The following is a 19,732-nucleotide window of genomic DNA, read 5'->3' as shown; positions in this document are numbered from 1 at the left end:
AGGATCTCGCTTTAAGTTCTAGGGCAAAGAGCGAGATACGGTCGTATGTGCGGCGTGAGGGCAGGGGAGGTATTTGTGCCTTAGCTGTGTTTTGCTTTATCATTTGCCGTTATTACTTGGCAGATAAACAACAGACACTATGAACATCAGAACAGCCACCAAAGCCGATATGGCGCAGATTTTTCAATTAGAGCAGGCGGCCTTTGGCGAACATTGCTATCCGGATTTTCTGTTTCGCCAATGGTTAGATCTATCGCCGAGTTTGTTACTGGTGGCCGAGGCCGAATCAACAGATGAATCTGCGTGTAGCGAGCGAAATAGTGCCTTCTTGGGCTACGTGGTGGGCAGTTTGGGAGAAGTAAAAGCTCAGGGGTGGGTATTATCGTTGGCGGTGACTGAGTCCGCGCGAGGTAAAGGCGTAGGCAAGGCGTTATTGGAGCAGTTCATTGCGCGCGCCACCAGTATGGGTTGCAAGCAATTACGTTTAACCGTGCATCCAGACAATAGGGCGCTGCACTTATATCACAGCTGTGGTTTTAGATTTGAAAGTGCTGAAGCAGATTACTTTGGGCCAAATGAGCCAAGACAGGTGTTGGTGCGAGTTAAGCCGTGTGAAGAGTAAGCGTATGCTCGCGGTTTTATGTTTTAGGGGGTTGGTGATTAACCTAACCCGTTCCGCCTGCGGCGTAATGCGAGAGCAAGCGTTCGCCTACAAGGGCGGTGTTGGTTTTGTAGGGCCCGTCTCTTCGGCGAAGAGGACTTCGGCCCGGTTTTGTTTTATGTTTGCAGGTCTGCGGGTTTTAAATCGTTCAGCCTGGGTTGAAATGCGATTGTACTTTTACCTACGACAAGCGTTCGCCTACACAAGAGCGGTGAAGTGTAAGGAGTGAAGGGTTAACCCTAAACCCAAACATTAAGATCGAGATCCTGACCTGCGTCAGGAAGACGGCATAAAGGACAACAACCAAGTCAGCCTGCATATTCAGTCTTGGTTTATACCAATCTAAGTAAAGAAGTGGCCTGTTTAAGCGAATCACAAAGATAAGTGCCACCCTTGTAGTTAACACCATTCAGTTAAGAAACTTTAGCGAGCGGTTGACCGATATTTAGGTAGTGCCAAAATACCCTCATCACCATCTGGTATGAGGGTATTATTTTGCTTGAACACTGGTTACTCGACACCGATACATTTGCTGCTCCCGAAGCCCTATCGACATTCCAAAAACACATTCCCTTGGACTGGATCCACACCGCGCTGGAGCAGACCGATAAAGCCAGCGTAAGACGACGCAAACTACCTGCCGAGTTGTTGGTATGGTTGGTCATCGCTATGGGACTTTTTCGAGATCGTCCGATTAGCGATGTCGTTGATAAGCTCGACCTTAAACTCACCGATAAGCTTGGAGACTCAGTGGCTCCCAGTGCCATCCCCCAAGCCAGACAACGTCTGACCAGCGAGCCATTAGAAGCCTTGTTTAACCTCACCGCTGCACACTGGGTTGAAGAAGATAGCAAGGATACTTGGCATGGGCTGCGACTTTTTTCTATAGACGGGACCCAATTCCGCACGGCTGATACCCCTGAGCTGGCAGATCACTTCGGCTACATCAAGCACAGTAAAACGTCTCATACCGAATATCCCATTGTTCGTTTATGTGCCTTCAGCTCACTGCGCAGCCGGATGATCCATAACGTCGCCTTTGGTCCCAGCCGTAAAGGAGAAGTCACCTACGCCAAACAACTGTTGACCGATGTCCCGGATAACAGCCTGACGCTGTTTGATCGCTGCTACCTGAGTGCAGAACTACTGGTCAACTGGCAACGCCAACACCCGTATTCTCACTGGATGGTGCCGATAAAAGGAAACACGAAATACACGATTCTGAAATCACTCTCAAAACGTGATCATCTGGTGGAAATGCAGGTCTCACCTCAAGCGAGAAAGCTAGACCCCTCGCTGCCGGAACTCTGGCAAGCGCGTCTGGTGCTTTATCCGAACCCAACCGGCCCCAATCATATCAAGGGTGTGCTGTGCTCGCTGATCGACGCTCAGCAATATCCGGCTCAAGATCTTTTGGATGTATATTTTGAGCGATGGGAAATCGAAAGCAGCTACGGAGAAATCAAACACAAGATGCTGGAAGACACGGTTTTGTTGCGTAGCCAGTCGATTCAGGGAGTTACACAGGAGCTTTGGGGGATTTTACTTGCCTACAATCTAGTGCGCGTGGAGATCAGTCGCATCGCCCACGAAGCAGAGGTCTCTCCCTTGCGGATCAGCTTTGTAATGGCATTAAGAGACATTCAGGATGAAGTGATGTGGTGTGCGATAGCCTCGCCCGGCAGTATCCCGAAGAAACTCCGGGCCATGCGTGAGCGTGTGAAGCGTTATATTCTGCCTGAAAAAAGAAAACGGCCCAAGAGTAGGACCGTTCGGATATCAAAAACTCGGTACCCCATTCGGTCTAAACACGCTTAACTGAATGGTGTTAACCCTTGTAGTGGGTCTTGCAAAGCAAGAAGGCTTTAAACATTCCCGCTCAGGCGGGACTAGCAGCTGAAGCGCTAGACTACAAAACACCGTCCAGCCTGACTTTAGGTGCTGTATTTACTAAGAGTGATAATACTGAACAGCTAGTTTTACAGAATGGTATTACTTCACCGTCTTTTGCAGGCTTGGCGCTGGTTTATGTCGTTCTCTTCACTCTTCACTCTTCACCCCTTACCCTTCACCATTTTCAATTACTGCAACCGCGCCGCTTGCTCTAGGGTTTTCCAGTCACTGAATAAGTGCACCGGATCGCACAGTTGATTCATGGCGTGCAGGGCGGTGGCATAGCCTAATTGCAAGCCAAACATGCGCACTCCTTGTTCGTCTTTGGCCTGAGCCACTTGTTGGCGTAATTCATCGGTTACCTGAAACTCCCCATCACTGACCAGCAAGATATCTGCCTGTTGCCAAGCTTGTTGTTTGAGATTCTTCAAAGCGGCCAAGAGTGGGGTGTTAACATCGGTGCCGCCACTAAAAGAGCCGCGCAGCATATCTAATAATTCTGGCAAATTAAGCGTTTGATTATCGAGCGTTAACAGCTCATCGGTGCCGCCGAATAAATAGACCAAGCAGCCGCGGTTTTGCTGCTTTGCTACGCGCAGCGCTTCTAAAACCAAGGCTTTAGACACTTGCTCCGCAAGACCATGCATGGAGGCGGAAGTATCAAGACACAAAATAATGGGCCCTTGTTGCAGCCCTTGGCCCGCACCTTCGCCTTTGCCCGAACGTGGCGAGGTCCAATCATTGCCCGCATCTATGGGCATCACACCCGCTACCGCATAGCTGAGCAGCCCTTGCTCGGCGCGTCTGGCATGCCAGAGAATACGCAGCACTTCATGGCCCATAAACGCCGCTTCTAAGGGCAGCATACGGGCCAGATTGTCGGAGCGGGTAATGCCCTCGGTTTCCATGGGCACACCCGGGATTTTACGCTCTTGCGGGCCTTGTTCTTGGGGGCTCATCTTTTGTAATAAATGACTGAGGCTGGCGCTTTGCTCAGGATCCGGATTTTGTTGGCCTAATAGCTGCAGCAGTTTTTGCAGCGGTTGTATTTGGGCTATCCAATTGCTTAAGCGCAACAGGTCAAACCAAGCACGATCCCGCAGATCTCCGCGGTTTTGGTCATTACCGATGGCGGGCGCAATACCGAGCTCTTCGGCGACCTGATCCATAGACTGCCAAAGACTGACTCTGTGCTGCCATTGTTCGGCCAGTTGGTGCAGCGCCAACCAAGTATGGCGGGCGCGGGCTTTTTGCTCGACCAACTGCGGCGCCATACCGTGCAAACTTAAGCCACCGGCGGTGGCGGGCCAAGCCAGCTCTACTTGCTCTAGTGCTAACAAAATATCTTGTACTACCGCCTGCGCCACTTCTGGCGTGTCTTGGCTGTAATCCAGCGCGCCAGACTTAGCGAGTAAGACCCGCACCCGCCGTTCAGTGCTATTGCTTAGCCAGCTCTTGTCTCGATGAGCATCGGGACGCACTAATTCGCCTTTGTCCAATTGCTGAAGCCAGTGCTGCACGGTCACGGCTCTGGGCAAGAGGCTGCCCAGTGGGTGTGTCACCACCAGCGCAAATAAGTTTTCGGGCAGGGCAGCAAGGGGTGCCAGTCCAACCGGTAGCGGGGAGGCCATGGCTTAGTCCTTAACTGGCAGAGCGGCAAAGGCGTGATGCAGTTCTTGCAAGCGCGCATTTTGTTGACTGAGTTGCTGCTGCTGACGCTCCAATTGGCGTTGGGCTTGAGTGGCTAAGGTTTGCTCTAACCACAAATGATCCGCCAAACGTTCAGTCAAACCGCTTAATTGCTGCTCTAGCCAGACTAAATACTGCTTGAGCTCTGCAATACGCTCATTAAGTTGGCGCAAGCGTGAGGCAATGTGTGCCGCCGGCCATGCTTTGGGCTGCAGAGCACTTTGGCGCTGATATTGCTCCATAATGGGTTCGTATAAGTCGAGGTTGCTGCCAAGATTGCGTATTTCATCTTGGGTAAAGCTGGTATTTGGCACCCGCGGTTGGCGATACAGTAAATCGCCAAGCTCGTTGCGCTTTTGGCGCTGGCCTTGTGCTTCTACTACGGTTTGACCTTGCTCGTCCAAATACAGCTGATAACCTTGCTCATCGAGCGCGGGCACGATGGGGTCTGCATCTTGATCGAGTCGCTGCTGCCAGCTGTCGACTAGTTCAGTCATTAGCTCGGCGTTAAAGCCCGGATCTGAGGCAATATTTTGCGCCAGCCACTGGCTTAACAGGCCATATTGCTCCGGCTTTTGCCATAAACAATGAGGTAACACCCAAGCATCGTATAAGCCGGCTTCGTTGTCGCCATTACAAAAAGCCGAAACTTTCAACAGCTTAACTACTTTGCGCCAGCGACGGTCAGAGACCACTATTTCTTGCTCAGCCAAGAAGTGGCGCAAGCTGTGCAGTAAACGGATCAATGCATCCGACAATAACAAGCTGCTGGCGCCCTCACGGATGGCGGTTAAGTCCTCAGTACTGAGACGATCCGCATCAGCCGGTGCTTGGTAATTGTGATTAAGAGTCAATAACTGGGTAAAGCTTTCATCTTGCACGGGCGCTACTTCAAAGCGCAGTAAGAAGCGGTCATACAAGGCATTCAGCTCAGCACCTTCAGGCAACTCATTACTGGCGGCAATCACCGCAATCAAGGGCACCTTAACGCGCTTACTGCCGTTATCAAATTGGCGTTCGTTTAGAATGGTCAGCAGGCTGTTTAAGATGGCGCTATTGGCTTTAAAGATTTCATCGATAAAAGCGATGGCGGTTTCTGGCAGGTAGCCCTCGGTTTGGCGCAAGTATCTGTCTTGTTCCAGCGCCTTAATAGATAAGGGGCCAAACAGCTCTTCAGGTACCGAGAAACGGGTCAGTAATCGTTCAAAATAACGGTTGTCATCGACGATAGTGTGCAAGCGGCGCGCCAGTTCACTCTTGGCGGTGCCCGGTGGGCCGAGTAATAACAAGTGCTCGCCAGATAAGGCCGCCAGCAGGGCTAGTCTGGCCGGTGTATCCCGTTCTAGCAGCCCTTGCTGCAAATGGGTGATCAGTGCAGCAATACGGGATTTAACGACCATGGTTACAGACCTGTAAGTTAATTGTATTAGAAGTTGCTCAATATTGTACCCAAAACCACAGAGTACGCAAAATATGTGGGGCCGCCGAAGGTAACGGCGAAAAATTGGTGAGGGTCAGGATGACGGCTTAAATGCAGACATTGGCCCCTTGCTGTCATACCGGGTTCGCCCCGGTATCTCGCTCTTTGCCCTAGAGCCTAAAGCGTGATCCTGACGTGCATCAGGATGACGGCATAAAGCCAAATCCCGCTCCCTGTCGTCATACCGGTACTGAATCAAGTTCAGCATGACGGCCCCGGTATCTCGCTCTTTGCCCTAGAGCCTAAAGCGAGATCCTGATGTGCATCAGGATGACGGCTTAAATGCAGACATTGGCCCCTTGCTGTCATACCGGTACTGAATCAAGTTCAGCATGACGGCCCCGGTATCTTGCTCTTAGCCCTAAAACTTAAAGCGAGATCCTGACGTGCGTCAGGATGACGGAAAAATTCAACACTCAACACTAAAAAGCGGTGCGCTATGTTCACCCCAGCGGTAAAAATTGTGCGGCTATTATCAAGTAGATAAGTACGCCGGAGGCATCACATACTGTGGTGATCAAAGGCGCGCTGGCGCTGGCGGGGTCAAAGCCCATTTTGTTCAGCACAAAGGGTAAACTCATGCCAATAATACAGCCAATCATCACCACCAGTAACATGCTTAGAGCCAGCACCATAGCGACGGTGGCGTCACCGCGCAGATAGCCAATGGCAGAAATCGCCACCGCCATAGTGGCACCTAAAGATAAAGCCACTAAGGCTTCTCGGCCTAACAATCTAAACCAATCTCGCATCACCACCTCGCCGGTGGCGAGCGCGCGCACCATCAAAGTCGCGGATTGAGAGCCGGCGTTACCGCCACTGCCCACCAATAAGGGTAAAAAGAATACCAAGACGATGTTGGCCGCAATCAAGTCTTCAAAATGGGCAATACCGAGACCGGAAAATAAGTTACCGAATACTAATAGCACCAACCAAAACACCCGTTTTTGATATAACACGCGAATGCTGACATCTTTCATATTGCCGATCATGGTGCTAACACCACCGGATCTATGGAAGTCATCGGTGGCTTCTTCGCTGAGCACGTCCATGGCGTCATCGTGGGTGACTATGCCCACTAAGGCGCCATCCTCATCGGTAATAGGCAGTGCAATTAAGTCATAACGAGCCACGGTTTTGGCCACGTCTTCTTGGTCGTCATTAACTCGACAATGAATGGGGGAGCTGATCATCAAGCTGTGCATCAAGGTCGGCGGGGCGGCTAAAATAAGGGCGCGCAGTGAAACTACGCCCAATAGCTTGCGACCCTCATCAATCACATAGGCGTGATAAATGGTTTCTGCATCCGGTGCCTCGGTGCGCAGGGCGGCGAGCGCCTCACTCACGTTCATGTTGCCATCTAGAGTGGCGTAATCTGAAGACATTAAGGCGCCAGCCGTGCCTTCGCGATAGGAGGCTAACTTTCGAATATCTTCGCGCTCGGCCTGAGCCAGTGCTGGCAGCAAGGCATCTTTTTGCCCTTGGTCGAGGTGATTATATAAGTCGGCACGCTCATCAGAGGGCATTTCAGACACCAGGCGAGCCAAGTTGGCGCGCGGAAACTCCCGTGCCATGGCGACCTGTTCGTCGTCATCCAAATAAGAAAAAATGCTGGCGCGATCGGGCACTTTGTCCAGCAGCCGCCAAGCGAGCGCGGGATTTATCTCGGCTAAGGTATCGGCGATATCAACCGGGCGCATGCCCTTGACTCGTTCGAGTGCGATTTCGAATTGCTGTTGCTCAATGGCGTTGCCTAATACCAACGCGAGTTCTCTATGATCCATACTACTGCTCCGCGTGATAACCCAAGAGGCGCTATATATCAGCTAAAAAATCTGCGAACTACGCAATTTTTAGACATAAATGAGGCAAACTTTACTGGTATAAATGCTAAGTGATTGATTTTTTAATAGCAAGCTTAAGCGGCGCTGTGGAATGTTGAATGTTGAATGTTGAATTTCATTTGACTGTTATTAGCCGTCATCCTGAACTTGCTTCAGGATCTTGTTCTTTGTTTAGCTGAAAGCTCACCGCTCGCCAAAGGTGGGTATGGATTGCCGCGTCGTTGCACTCATCGCAAGGACACAGAGGGCGGTGTTTATGCGTTTAGCTCGGCACCGCTCTTAGTCGTCATCCTGATGAAAATCAGGATCTCGGTTTAGGTTTTAGTACCTAAGAACGAGATACCGGGGCCGTCATGCTGATACTGAATCAAGTTCAGCATGACGAAGATTCAGTACCGGTAAGACGGCATAAAACAAAAGGCGGTGTGCTTTGCAGAGTTTGTGCTCTTATTTCATTGCGAGCGTAGCAATCCAGCTCTTTCTTCCGACTTTTAGCTTCCAGCTCTTCATTCAACATTCAACACTAAAAATTCAACATTTAGCCTACGTTAGTGCTGCTGTTTCAAGGTGCTGAGTTCAAAACGCGCCCCTGCCAGATAATCTTTAAACGAGGCTAAAATCATTGGGCTGCGTAATTGTTCGCCTAAGGCTTCAATCTCACTCAGCGTTAACCAATGGCAGCGAATAATATCGCCATCAGGATCTTGAGGGTGGGTGGCAAGCGGCTTAGGCACCTCTGCACAAAACGTAAAGCGCACAAAGTGGGTGCCGTTATCCGGTGCTTCAAATTGATAAATGGCCACCCCTTGCTTGAGCTTAATATCCAGCCCAGTTTCTTCGAGCAATTCCCGCTGGGCGCCCGCCAAGATAGACTCGCCAGGTTCAAGGTGACCGGCCGGTTGATTATAACGAATACGACCCTGCTGCCATTCTTCCACCATTAAAAAGCGCTCACCGGCGTGCACTATCATGGCCACGGTCACCGCAAAAGGATGATGACTCATACCGCTCTCCATTGGCCCGAGGGTAAATCGTCCAAGGTCCAGTCGCCCACGGCGTAGCGAATTAAGCGCAAGGTGGCAAAACCAATGTGTGCGGTCATGCGTCTTACTTGGCGATTACGACCTTCTATAATGCGGATCTCTAGCCAAGTGGTGGGAATGTGCTGGCGATCTCGAATGGGCGGAGTGCGTGGCCAAACGTCGGGCTCTGCCATAATGCGCACTTCGGCGGGCAGGGTGGGACCGTCTTTTAAGGTCACGCCGTGGCGCAGTAAATTCAAATCTGCGGCGCTGGGTACACCTTCTACCTGAGCCCAGTAGGTTTTGGCGGTTTTACGCCCAGGTTGGGTAAGGCGCGCATTAAGTGCGCCGTTATTGGTAAGTACTAATAGGCCTTCGCTGTCTCTGTCCAAGCGACCCGCCGCATATACCCCCGGCTGCTTGATAAAATCCGCCAAGGTTTGGCGGCCCTCACCATCGGTAAATTGGCATAGCACCATATAAGGTTTGTTAAACAGCAGCGTCACGGCAGGGCCAGTACTAGCTGGGGCTTTAGTGGTGACTTTCGATTTTGATCTAAAGTTGGGGCGTGGTTTCTTGGCGTTCATGGCAAAAATACTTAATAAACAGAAGCTGCACAATAACAAAAACAGCCCTAAAAAGAGACCCTAGCTTTTGTAGGCGCGCGGAACATTAAAGAGTGTTGAGAATTGTTTTTTGTAGGCGAACACTGCTCATATTATCCTGCTTCGCAAGACCGTCGAAGTCCTCTTCACCGTAGAGCCGGACGGCTACATAGCATTTGACTTTTGTAGGTGGCAATTTATTCGCCACGGTTTTATGCATTATACCATTCTGTAAAACTAACTGATCATATTATCCTGCTCCGCAGGACTGCCGAACAAGTTGGCAGCTACAAGAGATAAGACTTAGATATCATTTTGTATTTAGATCATCCTCTTACTTAGGTTGGTATCTGTTCGCCAGCTTAAAACGAAAAACCCCGCGCGGGCGGGGTTTTTAAGTGGGTATTAGATTGGTGCTTAGCTTTCTAAGTCACCGCAAAAGCGATAGCCTTCGCCGTGGATGGTGGCGATAATTTCTGGCGTGTCTGGCATAGACTCAAAGTGCTTACGAATGCGACGAATGGTGACGTCTACCGTGCGATCATGAGGCTTAAGCTCGCGGCCGGTCATCTTTTTCAGTAGCTCGGCACGGCTTTGAATTTGGCCAGGCTGCTCACAAAAATGGATCATGGCGCGAAATTCACTGCGCGGCAGTTTGAACACTTCGTTATTGGGGCTCACCAAAGCACGGCTGTTAATGTCTAGCGTCCAACCATTAAAACGATAGGCTTCAACTTGGCGCTCTTCTTCTGGCGCTTCCGGCGTTTGCATGGTGCGGCTTAACAGGTTGCGTGCCCGTATGGTCAGCTCACGAGGATTAAAGGGCTTAGTAATATAATCATCGGCGCCAATTTCTAGGCCCAAAATCTTATCGACTTCGTTATCGCGACCGGTCAAAAACATCAAGGCGAGGTTGTGCTGCTCGCGCAATTCACGGGCCAGCAACAAGCCATTTTTGCCTGGCAGGTTGATATCCATGATCACCAAGTTGATGTTGTTATTCGACAGCGCCTTATACATCTCGTCGCCATCGGTGGCTTCTAAAACAGAATAACCTTCTGCTTCAAAAATGCCTTTCAAGGTATTACGAGTAACTAACTCGTCTTCAACAATAAGAATATGTGGAGTCTGCATGTGCCTACCTGTTTATTAGATGTAAATAGAGTTGAGTATCAACCGTCGCTGGAGTAGGAAATGTGGATCATTTGTAACGCTTCTACCCTCTTACGCAGCGCTACACTACTGTTTAAGTAGCGAGCTTTCGGCCCAGTGACACTGCCTGCTTTGAGCTTTTTTTATTTGCATCCCATGCAGTTGCTGCCATCCCCTGTGGTTGCTGCCATGTGGTTACTGCATGGTGCTCAAAATAGACCGACGGGACAAACAGAGGTCCATTACCTAAAGTTGCACTATTTTAACAGTTAACAGGAGCATAACAATAGTCAAGCTCGGAAATGTTAAATAGTTTTAAACGTAACCTTGATCAAGGTCAACCTAGGTGAAGGGCAATGTTGAATTTTTAATTTTTAATGTTGAGTGAAAAACACAGCTCCCAGCGCCAAGAAGGCTATGACTAAGACTGGATTGCTTCGCTACGCTCGCAATGAACTGTGCTTTTTTTCAAGCAAATTCTGGTGAATAGGCTGTTTTTTTAGTTGCCACTGCAAATGCTTGAAGTCGTTCATACAGAGCCACGCAGGATGGATTGCATTTTCTTGCTGTCCAGCTGCATAGATACAGCAGTTGACGTAGCCGGCCTTGCCCCATTTTGGCTATGCCACCTCGCCCTCTAACAGAGCTGCCAGATTCGTAAGTCGTGGGGCTTACGCCTACATAAGCGCTGAGCTGTTTAATACTAATAAACTTAGTAAATCCACCCGTAGATATAATCAACTGAGTCGCTGTTTTACTACCGATTGAGGGAATACTGTTGAGTAGCTTATACAGCTCAGCAAAATGCTTTTTTACTTGTTTTTCCAAGTGCGCTTCGCACTCTGTAATGTCCTGTTTAAGTTGCTCTTTGCGCCTTAAAAACTGCCTGTCTACCATTGTACTTCTGACCACTAAGTAGCTCTGTGCATGCCCACGATTAGACAAGCGTGTCATGTCTTCAGTGAGGTCGTCTAGCCAGCCTTGCGCGACTTTCAGCTCTTGTATGTGGTGAGGCTCAGGCTTCCAGAGCATAAATTCTACGTTTTCGCCGTAGCTCAAAATCAAGCTTGCATCAGCGGTGTCTGTTTTAACGCGAGACAGCCTCATTTGCCCATAGCGCTTAATTACTAACGGGTTTATCACCGCCACTTTACGCTCGGTTTCAAAGAGCGTGACAGCTAAGCGAGCATGATAAACGCCCGTGGCTTCCATCACGTAAATTGCGTCTGCTGGCGTGGCCTTCATAAGCTGATTTATTCCACTAGCAGTGGAGTCAAAGCGCTGAGTTTTAATGCGGTCATTTTCTTTCCAGGCAATATCAAACCAGTCTTTGCTAACATCTATACCTACAACCACTTTCATTCTTGTTTCTCCTGTTGCACATACCGGTGCTTAAGCAGTTTCAGCAATCCTAAATACGAGGTCTTAGCCTCAATGAACTGTTCGAAATTTACTTAAACAAGAGAGGGCGGCTATCATTGCGAACAGTCTTTAAAGACTAAAGACAAATAAAGCCTCAGCCCCTCTCTTTTGGTTGTTGGATTATACGTCTATAACCAACAGGGAAAGCATAGGAAGACTCCTTGGCCATTGCGAGGAGTGCAACGACGCGGCAATCCATGGTTTTTAATGTTGAATGATAAACATAGTGCCCTGCGCCGAGAAAGGGCTTAGGGTTTACCCTTCACTCTTTACGCTTCACCCTAAACATATTTATTCAGATTTTATCTTCATTTTCCGTGTTCTTCCGTGTATTCCGTGGCCAAGGAGCTTTAGTTTTTAAAATCTGTATTCCGTGGCAAGATAGCTTTAAAGCTTAGTGTTTTTATTTAGTTAATATATTTAAGACATGTATATAGGAGTAAGAAATGTTGGATTTATTACCAGATTTATGTGATGAACACCCAGAAAAGGTTGAGATATTAGCGCCAATATTTAAAGACTTTGGCGCACAAACCACCTTTTGGGGCAAAGTCGTGACGGTGCGCTGTTTTGAAGATAACTCACGGGTTCGCGAGCTCGTCGCCACGCCTGGCACGGGCAAAGTATTGGTGGTGGATGGCGGCGGTTCTGTAAGTCGCGCGCTAATGGGCGATCAAGTGGCCGCCACCGCACTGGAAAACGGCTGGGCTGGCGTGGTAATCAATGGCGCAATTCGCGATGCAGCTACCATTAGCACCATGGCGATCGGGGTTAAAGCACTGGCCGCCAGCCCCATGAAAACCGAGAAACGCGGCTTAGGCGACACTGACATAGCCGTCACCTTCGCCGGAGTGACCATTAATACCGGTGATTATATCTATGCAGATATCAACGGCATTTTGGTCTCTCAAGAAGCCTTGAGTCACCACTCTTTTTAAAAATCACCCCCTCTTTGCCACGGAATACCGGACCTGCGACCGTATCTCGCTTTTTGTCTTACAAACTTAAAACTAGATCCTGACGTGCGTCAGGATGACGACAAAAATACAAATCCCGCACCCTGCCGTCATACCGATACTGAATCAAGTTTAGCATGACGGCCTCGGTATCTAGCTCTTATCACTAAAGCTTAAAGCGAGATCCTGACGTGCGTCAGGATGACGGCATAAAGCCAAATCCCGTTCTCTGCCGTCATACCGGGCTCGCCCCGGTATCTCGCTCTTCGCTCGAGATCCTGACGTGCGTCAGGATGACGGCCCCGGTATCTCCATTTAAGAGCTAGAGCGAGATCTTCTCTGCAACGGAATCCACTAAATCCACGGAAAAATAAAGATTGAATCTGAATAGACATATCTTGCTGTTAAGACCTGAAAATAAAAATTTATAGTCAGTTTTTGCTCTTATCTCATGTTAATTTTTCCGCGCGTTCCGTGTTCTTCCGTTGCAAAATATTTAGCCCTTTGTTTTCCCTGATGCTGGGCCTCAGACGCAGGCCTTTACCCGCTATCGCTGCAGCGCCTTTTATGGCAGAATGTGCGCCGTTTTGTTGGGCGAGAATTAGGTGAGGGTGGGGTGGTGATGCAGCTGTATTTTGTACTTAAATCGCCAGCGCGGGCAGAAAACGTCGGTGCGGCGGCGCGGGCCATGAAGACCATGGGCTTTAGCCAAATGCGCTTAGTGAACAGCCGCGTACATGAAGAAGACAAAGCCCACTGGGTGGCCCACGGTGCCCAAGAGATTTTAGACCAAGCCGAATATTTTGCCGAGCTGGCCCCCGCACTGGCTGATATGGACTTAGTGATCGCCACCACGGCGCGTGAGCGTGGCCGTTATCGTTATTACCTCACGCCCCAACAAGCCATTGCGCAGGTGAATAACAAGCAAGTACAAAAAGTGGCGCTGTTATTTGGCTGTGAAGAGTCCGGCTTAAGTAACGAAGATTTGGCGCTTGCCGATATTATCAGCTACTTACCTCTGAAAGTGAGTTATCCCTCATTGAATCTTGGCCAAGCCATCATGCTTTATGCCTACGAGTTTAGTCAGGGTGTGCAAGAGCCAGTAGCAGAAAATTCCGGCGCTGATGCCGAAGCTCATACTGAAAATAAGCAATTAAGGCTGCTACAACAAAAAACAGCACAATTGTTTGATGATATCGGTGTCGAGCAGCAGGAAAAACTGGCTGAGTGGGTATTTGACCGTTTACCTATGCTAGAACAACGGGACTTAAACCTGTTGCATCTGCTCTATAAAGATCTTGATAGAGCGCTGTCTGAGCGTAGGGGCGGTTGACAAGCATGCGCGCTCAGGTTATTGCTATGCCATTCGCTATTCAAGGTTGTTCGTTATGTTGCTCAGTGCACACCGCATCACCAGCATTATTATTATCGGCACTATTACCAGCACCACCACGCGTGGCACTGGAGCGGGCTGATGCGCTAACGACACATGATTAGAATCTTAAAGCCCGCGTCCTTAATTGATGCGGGCTTTTTTGTTTAGTTTTTTAGTTTTGCACAGGGAGTTATGAATGCGAGTCTTGAAGTTTGGCGGCACCTCTTTGGCCAACAACGAGCGATTTAACAATGTCGCCGATATCGTGGTCAATAATCAGCAGCAATCTCAGGTGGCGCTGGTGCTGTCAGCCCCCGCCAAGGTCACCAACCATTTGGTGGCGGTAGTAGAGCAGACCATTCGTGGCCTGGATCCGGCTCCGGTATTGCAAGAAATCGAACAAATTTTTCATGGCATTATCGACGGACTAAAAACGAAGTACCCTGCATTCGACGATAGCGGTGTTAAGGGACGCGTTGAACGCGAGTTAGGCCAGCTGGCCCGTTTGTTAAAAGGGGTCGGTTTACTACAGCAGTGCCCTGATAACACCCAAGCGCATATTTTAAGCCGTGGCGAAGCCTTATCCATTGCCACCATGGCCGAATTATTAAAAGCCCGCGGCGAGCAAGTAGAAGTCATTACCCCCAGACCATGTTATTGGGTGAGGGCAGCTACTTGGAGGCCACCGTTAATATTGAAGCCTCGCGCCAGCGTTTTGCAGATGCAGACATGCGTGATGATTGCATCTACCTGATGCCCGGCTTTACCGCCGGTAACGATAAAGGCGAGACGGTAATTTTGGGCCGTAACGGCTCTGACTATTCCGCCGCCGTGTTGGCCGCTTGCGTGAATGCTGAGTGCTGCGAAATTTGGACCGACGTAGACGGCGTGTACAACTGCGACCCACGCTTGGTACCAGACGCTAAGTTACTTAAGCAACTGTCTTATAAAGAAGCCATGGAGCTGTCTTACTTTGGTGCCAAGGTATTACACCCAAAAACCATCGCGCCCATCGCTCAGTTCCATATTCCGTGCTTGATTAAAAACACCGGTAATCCTCAAGGCGAAGGTTCGTTAATTGGCCCAGAGTGCAGTGATGACGACCAGCAAGTAAAAGGCATTTCTGACTTGGTCGGCATGACCATGATTAATATTTCCGGTCCGGGCATGAAAGGCATGGTCGGCATGGCAGGGCGCTTGTTCTCATGTGTGTCTCGTGCAGGTGTGAGTATCGTGTTGATCACCCAAAGCTCCTCGGAATACAGCGTCAGTTTTTGTATTCATAACTTTGATCAGCGCAAAGCCCAAATCGCCATTGCTAACGAGTTTGCACTGGAATTTAAAAACAAGCTGCTTGAGCCGTTAGACATCATCGAAGACTTGGCCATTATCTCTTTGGTGGGTGATCGTATGCGCATGGTGAAAGGCGTATCCGCCCGCTTCTTTAATGCGCTGGCCGAAGCCTCCATTAATATCGTGGCCATTGCCCAAGGCTCCAGCGAGCGCTCAATCTCTGCGGTGATCCACAAAGCGAAAACCACAGAAGCCATTAAAGCCTGTCATCAAAACTTCTTCTCTAGCCGTCGTTTTATCGATGTGTTCTTAGTGGGTTGTGGTGGCGTGGGTGCGGCCTTGCTTGAGCAAATTCGTCGCCAGCAGCCGGTATTAGAAAAACAAGACATCGGCATTCGCGTGGTGGGCATCGCCAACTCACGCCAAATGACGCTTAATCGTGACGGTATCAGCTTGTCTAACTGGCAAGAGCAACTCAGCCAAGCCACCGACACCTTTAATTTGCCACGCTTACAGCGCATGGTCGACGACAGCCACCTGATCAACCCCGTATTAGTGGACTGTACCTCAAGCGATGGCGTGGCCGAGCAATATGCCGACTTCTTAGCGGCGGGTTTCCACGTGGTCACCCCCAATAAAAAAGCCAACACTGCCAGCTTGGATTATTACCGTCAGCTGCGTCGAGCGGCCCAGCGTACGCACCGTAAATTCTTGTATGAAACCACCGTGGGTGCGGGTTTGCCGGTGATCGAAAATCTGCAGAACTTACTGCGCGCCGGTGATGAGCTGAACGCCTTTGGCGGTATTTTATCCGGCTCCATGTCTTACATCTTCGGTAAGTTAGACGAAGGCATGAGCTTTGCTGATGCCACCCGTATCGCCCGTGAAAATGGCTTTACCGAGCCGGATCCCCGTGATGACTTAAGCGGCATGGATGTCGCGCGCAAGCTGTTGATCTTAGCCCGTGAAGCCGGCATGCAGTTAGACTTAACCGACATTGAAGTGGAAGCCAGCTTGCCACCGGAGTTTGACGACAGCGGCGATATCGAAACCTTTATGGCGCGTCTGCCAGAAGCCAACGCCTATTTCGAAAAGTTGGTCTCTGAGTCAGCCGCCGAAGGTAAAGTGTTGCGTTATGTGGGCGAGATTGAAAATGGTCACTGCAAGGTTGCCATTAAGGCCGTAGACGGCGATGATCCGCTGTTCAAAGTAAAAGACGGCGAAAACGCGCTGGCATTCTACACCCAGTATTACCAGCCCATCCCGCTGGTACTGCGTGGCTATGGTGCCGGTGCCGATGTCACCGCCGCTGGCGTATTTGCCGACTTATTACGTACCCATAACTGGAAGCAGGAGATTTAAATGAGTGTAGTTGCCTTTGCCCCTGCCTCTACCGCCAACGTTAGCGTCGGTTTTGACGTATTAGGGGCCGCCATGGCCCCCGTAGACGGCACCATGTTGGGTGACCGCGTTTGGGTAGGTGACACTGACGGTGAGTTTACTCTCAATACCGTTGGCGCCTATGCCCATAAGCTGCCTGATGATTTTACTCAAAATATCGTTTACGACTGCTATGTGGCCTTTGAAGAAGCCATTAATGACAAAGGTATTGCCAGCAAAAAGCTGAAGATGACGCTGGAAAAAAGCATGCCCGTGGGCTCTGGCCTTGGCTCCAGTGCCACCAGCATAGTGGCGGCCTTTGTGGCGCTGAATGCCTTTTATGATGCGCCGCTTAGCGAGCATGAATTAATGCTGCTAATGGGCGAGCTAGAAGGGCAGATATCCGGCTCTTTGCATTACGATAACGTGGCCCCTTGTCATTTTGGCGGCCTGCAATTAGTGGTAGACGAAGCCGGCATAGTGAGTCAAACGCTGCCGAGCTTTGATGATTGGTACTGGGTGCTCTGCTATCCCGGCATCAACGTGTCTACCTCTGCGGCGCGCAGCATTTTGCCGGCCCAGTATCGTCGTCAAGACTGCTTAACTTATGGCCGTCGTTTGGGTGGTTTCGTGCATGCCTGCCACACCCAACAAGAGCCACTGGCCGCCGCCATGTTGAAAGACGTGATTGCCGAACCGTACCGTGCGCAGTTGATCCCAGGCTTTGATGCGGTGCGCGACCAAGCCGCCGCCATGGGTGCCTTGGCCACCGGTATTTCCGGCAGTGGCCCCACGGTATTTTGCGTGCTCAAAGAGTTAGGCCAAGCCGAGAAGCTGAAAAACTGGCTGACCGATAATTTTATTCAAAATCAGGATGGGTTTTGCCATATTTGCAAAATCGATACCCAAGGTGCTCGAGTAACAGGAACTGAACTATGAAGCTGTACAACATTAAGGATAATTCGGAAACCATCGACTTTGCCGGTGCCGTTAAGCAAGGCTTAGGTCGTGGTCAGGGTTTATTTTTCCCAGAAAACTTAACCCCCATCGCGAACATTGATGCACTGCTCGAGCTGCCATTAGTGCCGCGCTCGGTGGCGGTATTAAAGCATCTGATTGGTGATGAAATTCCAGAATCCACGCTGGCTGCCATGGTGGAGCGCGCTTTTACCTTTCCCGCACCTTTGGTAAAAATCGACGAGCACACTTATGCGCTTGAACTGTTCCACGGCCCAACCTTAGCCTTTAAAGACTTTGGCGGCCGCTTTATGGCCCAGTGCTTGGCGACATTAAGCACAGATGGTAAGAAGATCACTATATTAACGGCGACTTCCGGTGATACCGGTGCCGCCGTGGCACACGCCTTTTATGGCCTGCCAAACATAGACGTAGTTATCTTGTACCCAGAGGGCAAAATTAGCCCGCTGCAAGAAAAGCTGTTCACCACCTTGGGCGATAACATTCGTACCTTAGCGGTAAAAGGTGACTTCGACGATTGCCAAGCATTAGTGAAGCAAGCCTTCGATGATGAAGAGCTGAAAGCGGCCGTGGGCCTAAACTCAGCTAACTCCATCAACATCAGCCGCTTAGTGGCACAAGTGTGCTATTACTTTGAAGCCGTAGCACAATTGCCAGCAGAGCAACGCCACAAAGCCGTGATCGCCGTACCGTCTGGCAACTTCGGTAACCTAACCGCTGGCCTTATCGCCAAAGCGCTGGGCTTACCGGTGAAACGCTTTATGGCCGCCACCAACGCCAACGATACCGTGCCGCGTTACTTAGCTAGTGGCAGCTGGGATCCTAAGACTACGGTGGCAACTATTTCTAACGCCATGGACGTAAGCCGCCCTAACAACTGGCCACGAGTCGAAGAGTTGTGCCGCGTAAAAGGCTGGGACTTGGCCGATATCGCCTCCGGCGCGTTAGACGATGCACAAACCAAAGACGCCTTGCAGCGCTTGTTCGCCAAAGGTTACTTGTGTGAGCCCCACGGTGCCATCGGTTGGGACTTGCTTAACAAAGAGCGTGGCAAAGACGAAGTGGGCATTTTCTTGTGCACCGCTCATCCAGCCAAGTTCAAAGAAAACGTCGATGAAATCTTAGGTCAGGATCTGCCACTGCCGGGCCCACTCGCCAAGCACATGGCCATGGAGCCGCTCAACGGCGTTATTCCCGCCGACTTCGCAGCGCTGAAAGCTGAGATGATGGGTAAGTAATAGCGCCCCGCACCGATACCGGGTCAAGCCCGGTATGACGGGCGTAGCGGCGAGCTAAAACTAAAACACCGAGCCCCCAAAGCTCGGTGTTTTTTTACTATCCGTCATATCGGACGTGCGACCGTATCTCGCTCTTTGCTCTAAAACCAAGGGCGAGATCCTGATGTGCATCAGGATGACGGCGTAAATGCAAACACCGGCCCTTTGCCGTCATACCGGGTTCGCCCCGGTATCTCGCTCTTTGCCTTAAAACCTAAAACGAGATCCTGACGTTCGTCAGGAAGACGGCGTAAATGCAAACACCGGCCCTTAGGCCGCCATACCGGGTTCGCCCCGGTATCTCGCTCTTGGCTCTAAAACCTAAAACGAGATCCTGATGTGCATCAGGAAGACGGCGTAAATGCAAACACCGGCCCTTTGCCGTCATACTGGTACCGGGTCGAGCCCGGCATGACGGCCCCAGTATCTCGCACTTGCTCTTTTCCTTAGGCCGTCATACCGAGCTCGCCTCGGTATCTCGCTCTTTGCTCTAGAACCTAAAACGAGATCCTGACGTGCATCAGGAAGACTACATAGTGAGAGATCCTGACGTGCGTCAGGATGACGGCATAACATAGTACTCCGCCCTTTGCCGTCATACCGATACTGAATCAAGTTCAGCATGACGGCCTCGGTATCTCGCTCTTTGCCCTAGAACCTAAACCGAGATCCTGACGTGCGTCAGGATGACGGCTTTAACAAATC

General features: G+C 50.3%; 13 protein-coding genes and 1 pseudogene. 7 read left to right on the top strand and 7 right to left on the bottom strand.

Annotated elements, in window-relative coordinates; translation table 11 throughout:
• The first annotated feature begins 139 nt into the window (after positions 1-139).
• Entirely contained in the window at positions 140-622 is a 483-nt protein-coding gene (locus CBP31_RS03590; protein ID WP_087034903.1) for a GNAT family N-acetyltransferase, read from the top strand.
• A 534-nt stretch (positions 623-1,156) separates the two neighbouring features.
• A complete protein-coding gene (locus tag CBP31_RS03580; protein ID WP_087034901.1) occupies positions 1,157-2,479 on the top strand; it encodes an IS4 family transposase in 1,323 nt (440 codons plus the stop codon).
• A 263-nt stretch (positions 2,480-2,742) separates the two neighbouring features.
• Here CBP31_RS03580 and CBP31_RS03575 read toward each other — a convergent pair whose 3' ends face one another.
• The 7 genes from CBP31_RS03575 to CBP31_RS03545 form a co-directional block, all read right to left on the bottom strand.
• Entirely contained in the window at positions 2,743-4,185 is a 1,443-nt protein-coding gene (locus CBP31_RS03575) for a vWA domain-containing protein (protein ID WP_087034900.1), read from the bottom strand.
• 3 nt (positions 4,186-4,188) lie between these two features.
• Entirely contained in the window at positions 4,189-5,643 is a 1,455-nt protein-coding gene (locus tag CBP31_RS03570; protein WP_087034899.1) for an AAA family ATPase, read from the bottom strand.
• A 523-nt stretch (positions 5,644-6,166) separates the two neighbouring features.
• Complete coding sequence (gene mgtE, locus CBP31_RS03565) at positions 6,167-7,507, bottom strand: magnesium transporter (RefSeq protein ID WP_087034898.1); 1,341 nt, start codon at positions 7,505-7,507, stop codon at positions 6,167-6,169.
• 608 nt (positions 7,508-8,115) lie between these two features.
• The gene (locus CBP31_RS03560; protein WP_087034897.1) at positions 8,116-8,571 is read right to left on the bottom strand and encodes an NUDIX hydrolase; all 456 of its coding nucleotides are present in this window, start codon (positions 8,569-8,571) and stop codon (positions 8,116-8,118) included.
• Entirely contained in the window at positions 8,568-9,176 is a 609-nt protein-coding gene (locus CBP31_RS03555; RefSeq protein WP_087034896.1) for a pseudouridine synthase, read from the bottom strand. Before CBP31_RS03555 ends, CBP31_RS03560 begins: the two co-directional genes overlap by 4 nt.
• 435 nt (positions 9,177-9,611) lie before the next feature.
• A complete protein-coding gene (gene arcA, locus CBP31_RS03550; protein WP_087034895.1) occupies positions 9,612-10,328 on the bottom strand; it encodes a two-component system response regulator ArcA in 717 nt (238 codons plus the stop codon).
• A 486-nt stretch (positions 10,329-10,814) separates the two neighbouring features.
• Positions 10,815-11,708, bottom strand: a complete 894-nt coding sequence (locus CBP31_RS03545) for an IS110 family RNA-guided transposase (protein WP_087034894.1) — start codon at positions 11,706-11,708, stop codon at positions 10,815-10,817.
• Positions 11,709-12,214: 506 nt separating this feature from the next.
• Here CBP31_RS03545 and CBP31_RS03540 point away from each other — a divergent pair.
• The 5 genes and pseudogenes from CBP31_RS03540 (at position 12,215) to thrC (ending at position 18,988) form a co-directional block, all read left to right on the top strand.
• Positions 12,215-12,706, top strand: a complete 492-nt coding sequence (locus tag CBP31_RS03540) for a putative 4-hydroxy-4-methyl-2-oxoglutarate aldolase (protein WP_087034893.1) — start codon at positions 12,215-12,217, stop codon at positions 12,704-12,706.
• Between the two features lie 640 nt (positions 12,707-13,346).
• Positions 13,347-14,057 (top strand): tRNA/rRNA methyltransferase, encoded by a 711-nt coding sequence (locus tag CBP31_RS03535; protein WP_087038599.1) that lies wholly within the window; start codon positions 13,347-13,349, stop codon positions 14,055-14,057.
• Positions 14,058-14,295: 238 nt separating this feature from the next.
• Positions 14,296-16,754: pseudogene (thrA, locus tag CBP31_RS03530) on the top strand (bifunctional aspartate kinase/homoserine dehydrogenase I).
• On the top strand, positions 16,755-17,711 hold the full coding sequence (thrB, locus tag CBP31_RS03525) for a homoserine kinase (protein WP_087034892.1): 957 nt from the start codon (positions 16,755-16,757) through the stop codon (positions 17,709-17,711).
• Positions 17,708-18,988, top strand: coding sequence for a threonine synthase (thrC, locus tag CBP31_RS03520; protein ID WP_087034891.1), 1,281 nt, complete (start codon positions 17,708-17,710; stop codon positions 18,986-18,988). The genes thrB and thrC overlap by 4 nt, the downstream gene beginning before the upstream one ends.
• The last annotated feature ends 744 nt before the right edge of the window (positions 18,989-19,732 follow it).

The sequence above is a fragment of the Oceanisphaera profunda genome (genome assembly GCF_002157895.1).
Taxonomy (GTDB): domain Bacteria; phylum Pseudomonadota; class Gammaproteobacteria; order Enterobacterales; family Aeromonadaceae; genus Oceanimonas; species Oceanimonas profunda.
This window is presented reverse-complemented; position numbering and strand designations above follow the sequence as displayed.

Excerpts from the sequence above, each read along its gene's own strand:
- CBP31_RS03590 (WP_087034903.1), top strand. The coding sequence starts at position 140 with ATGAACATCAGAACAGCCACCAAAGCCGATATGGCGCAGATTTTTCAA.
- CBP31_RS03575 (WP_087034900.1), bottom strand. The coding sequence starts at position 4,185 with ATGGCCTCCCCGCTACCGGTTGGACTGGCACCCCTTGCTGCCCTGCCC.
- CBP31_RS03570 (WP_087034899.1), bottom strand. The coding sequence starts at position 5,643 with ATGGTCGTTAAATCCCGTATTGCTGCACTGATCACCCATTTGCAGCAA.
- mgtE (WP_087034898.1), bottom strand. The coding sequence starts at position 7,507 with ATGGATCATAGAGAACTCGCGTTGGTATTAGGCAACGCCATTGAGCAA.
- CBP31_RS03560 (WP_087034897.1), bottom strand. The coding sequence starts at position 8,571 with ATGAGTCATCATCCTTTTGCGGTGACCGTGGCCATGATAGTGCACGCC.
- CBP31_RS03555 (WP_087034896.1), bottom strand. The coding sequence starts at position 9,176 with ATGAACGCCAAGAAACCACGCCCCAACTTTAGATCAAAATCGAAAGTC.
- arcA (WP_087034895.1), bottom strand. The coding sequence starts at position 10,328 with ATGCAGACTCCACATATTCTTATTGTTGAAGACGAGTTAGTTACTCGT.
- CBP31_RS03545 (WP_087034894.1), bottom strand. The coding sequence starts at position 11,708 with ATGAAAGTGGTTGTAGGTATAGATGTTAGCAAAGACTGGTTTGATATT.
- CBP31_RS03540 (WP_087034893.1), top strand. The coding sequence starts at position 12,215 with ATGTTGGATTTATTACCAGATTTATGTGATGAACACCCAGAAAAGGTT.
- CBP31_RS03535 (WP_087038599.1), top strand. The coding sequence starts at position 13,347 with ATGCAGCTGTATTTTGTACTTAAATCGCCAGCGCGGGCAGAAAACGTC.
- thrB (WP_087034892.1), top strand. The coding sequence starts at position 16,755 with ATGAGTGTAGTTGCCTTTGCCCCTGCCTCTACCGCCAACGTTAGCGTC.
- thrC (WP_087034891.1), top strand. The coding sequence starts at position 17,708 with ATGAAGCTGTACAACATTAAGGATAATTCGGAAACCATCGACTTTGCC.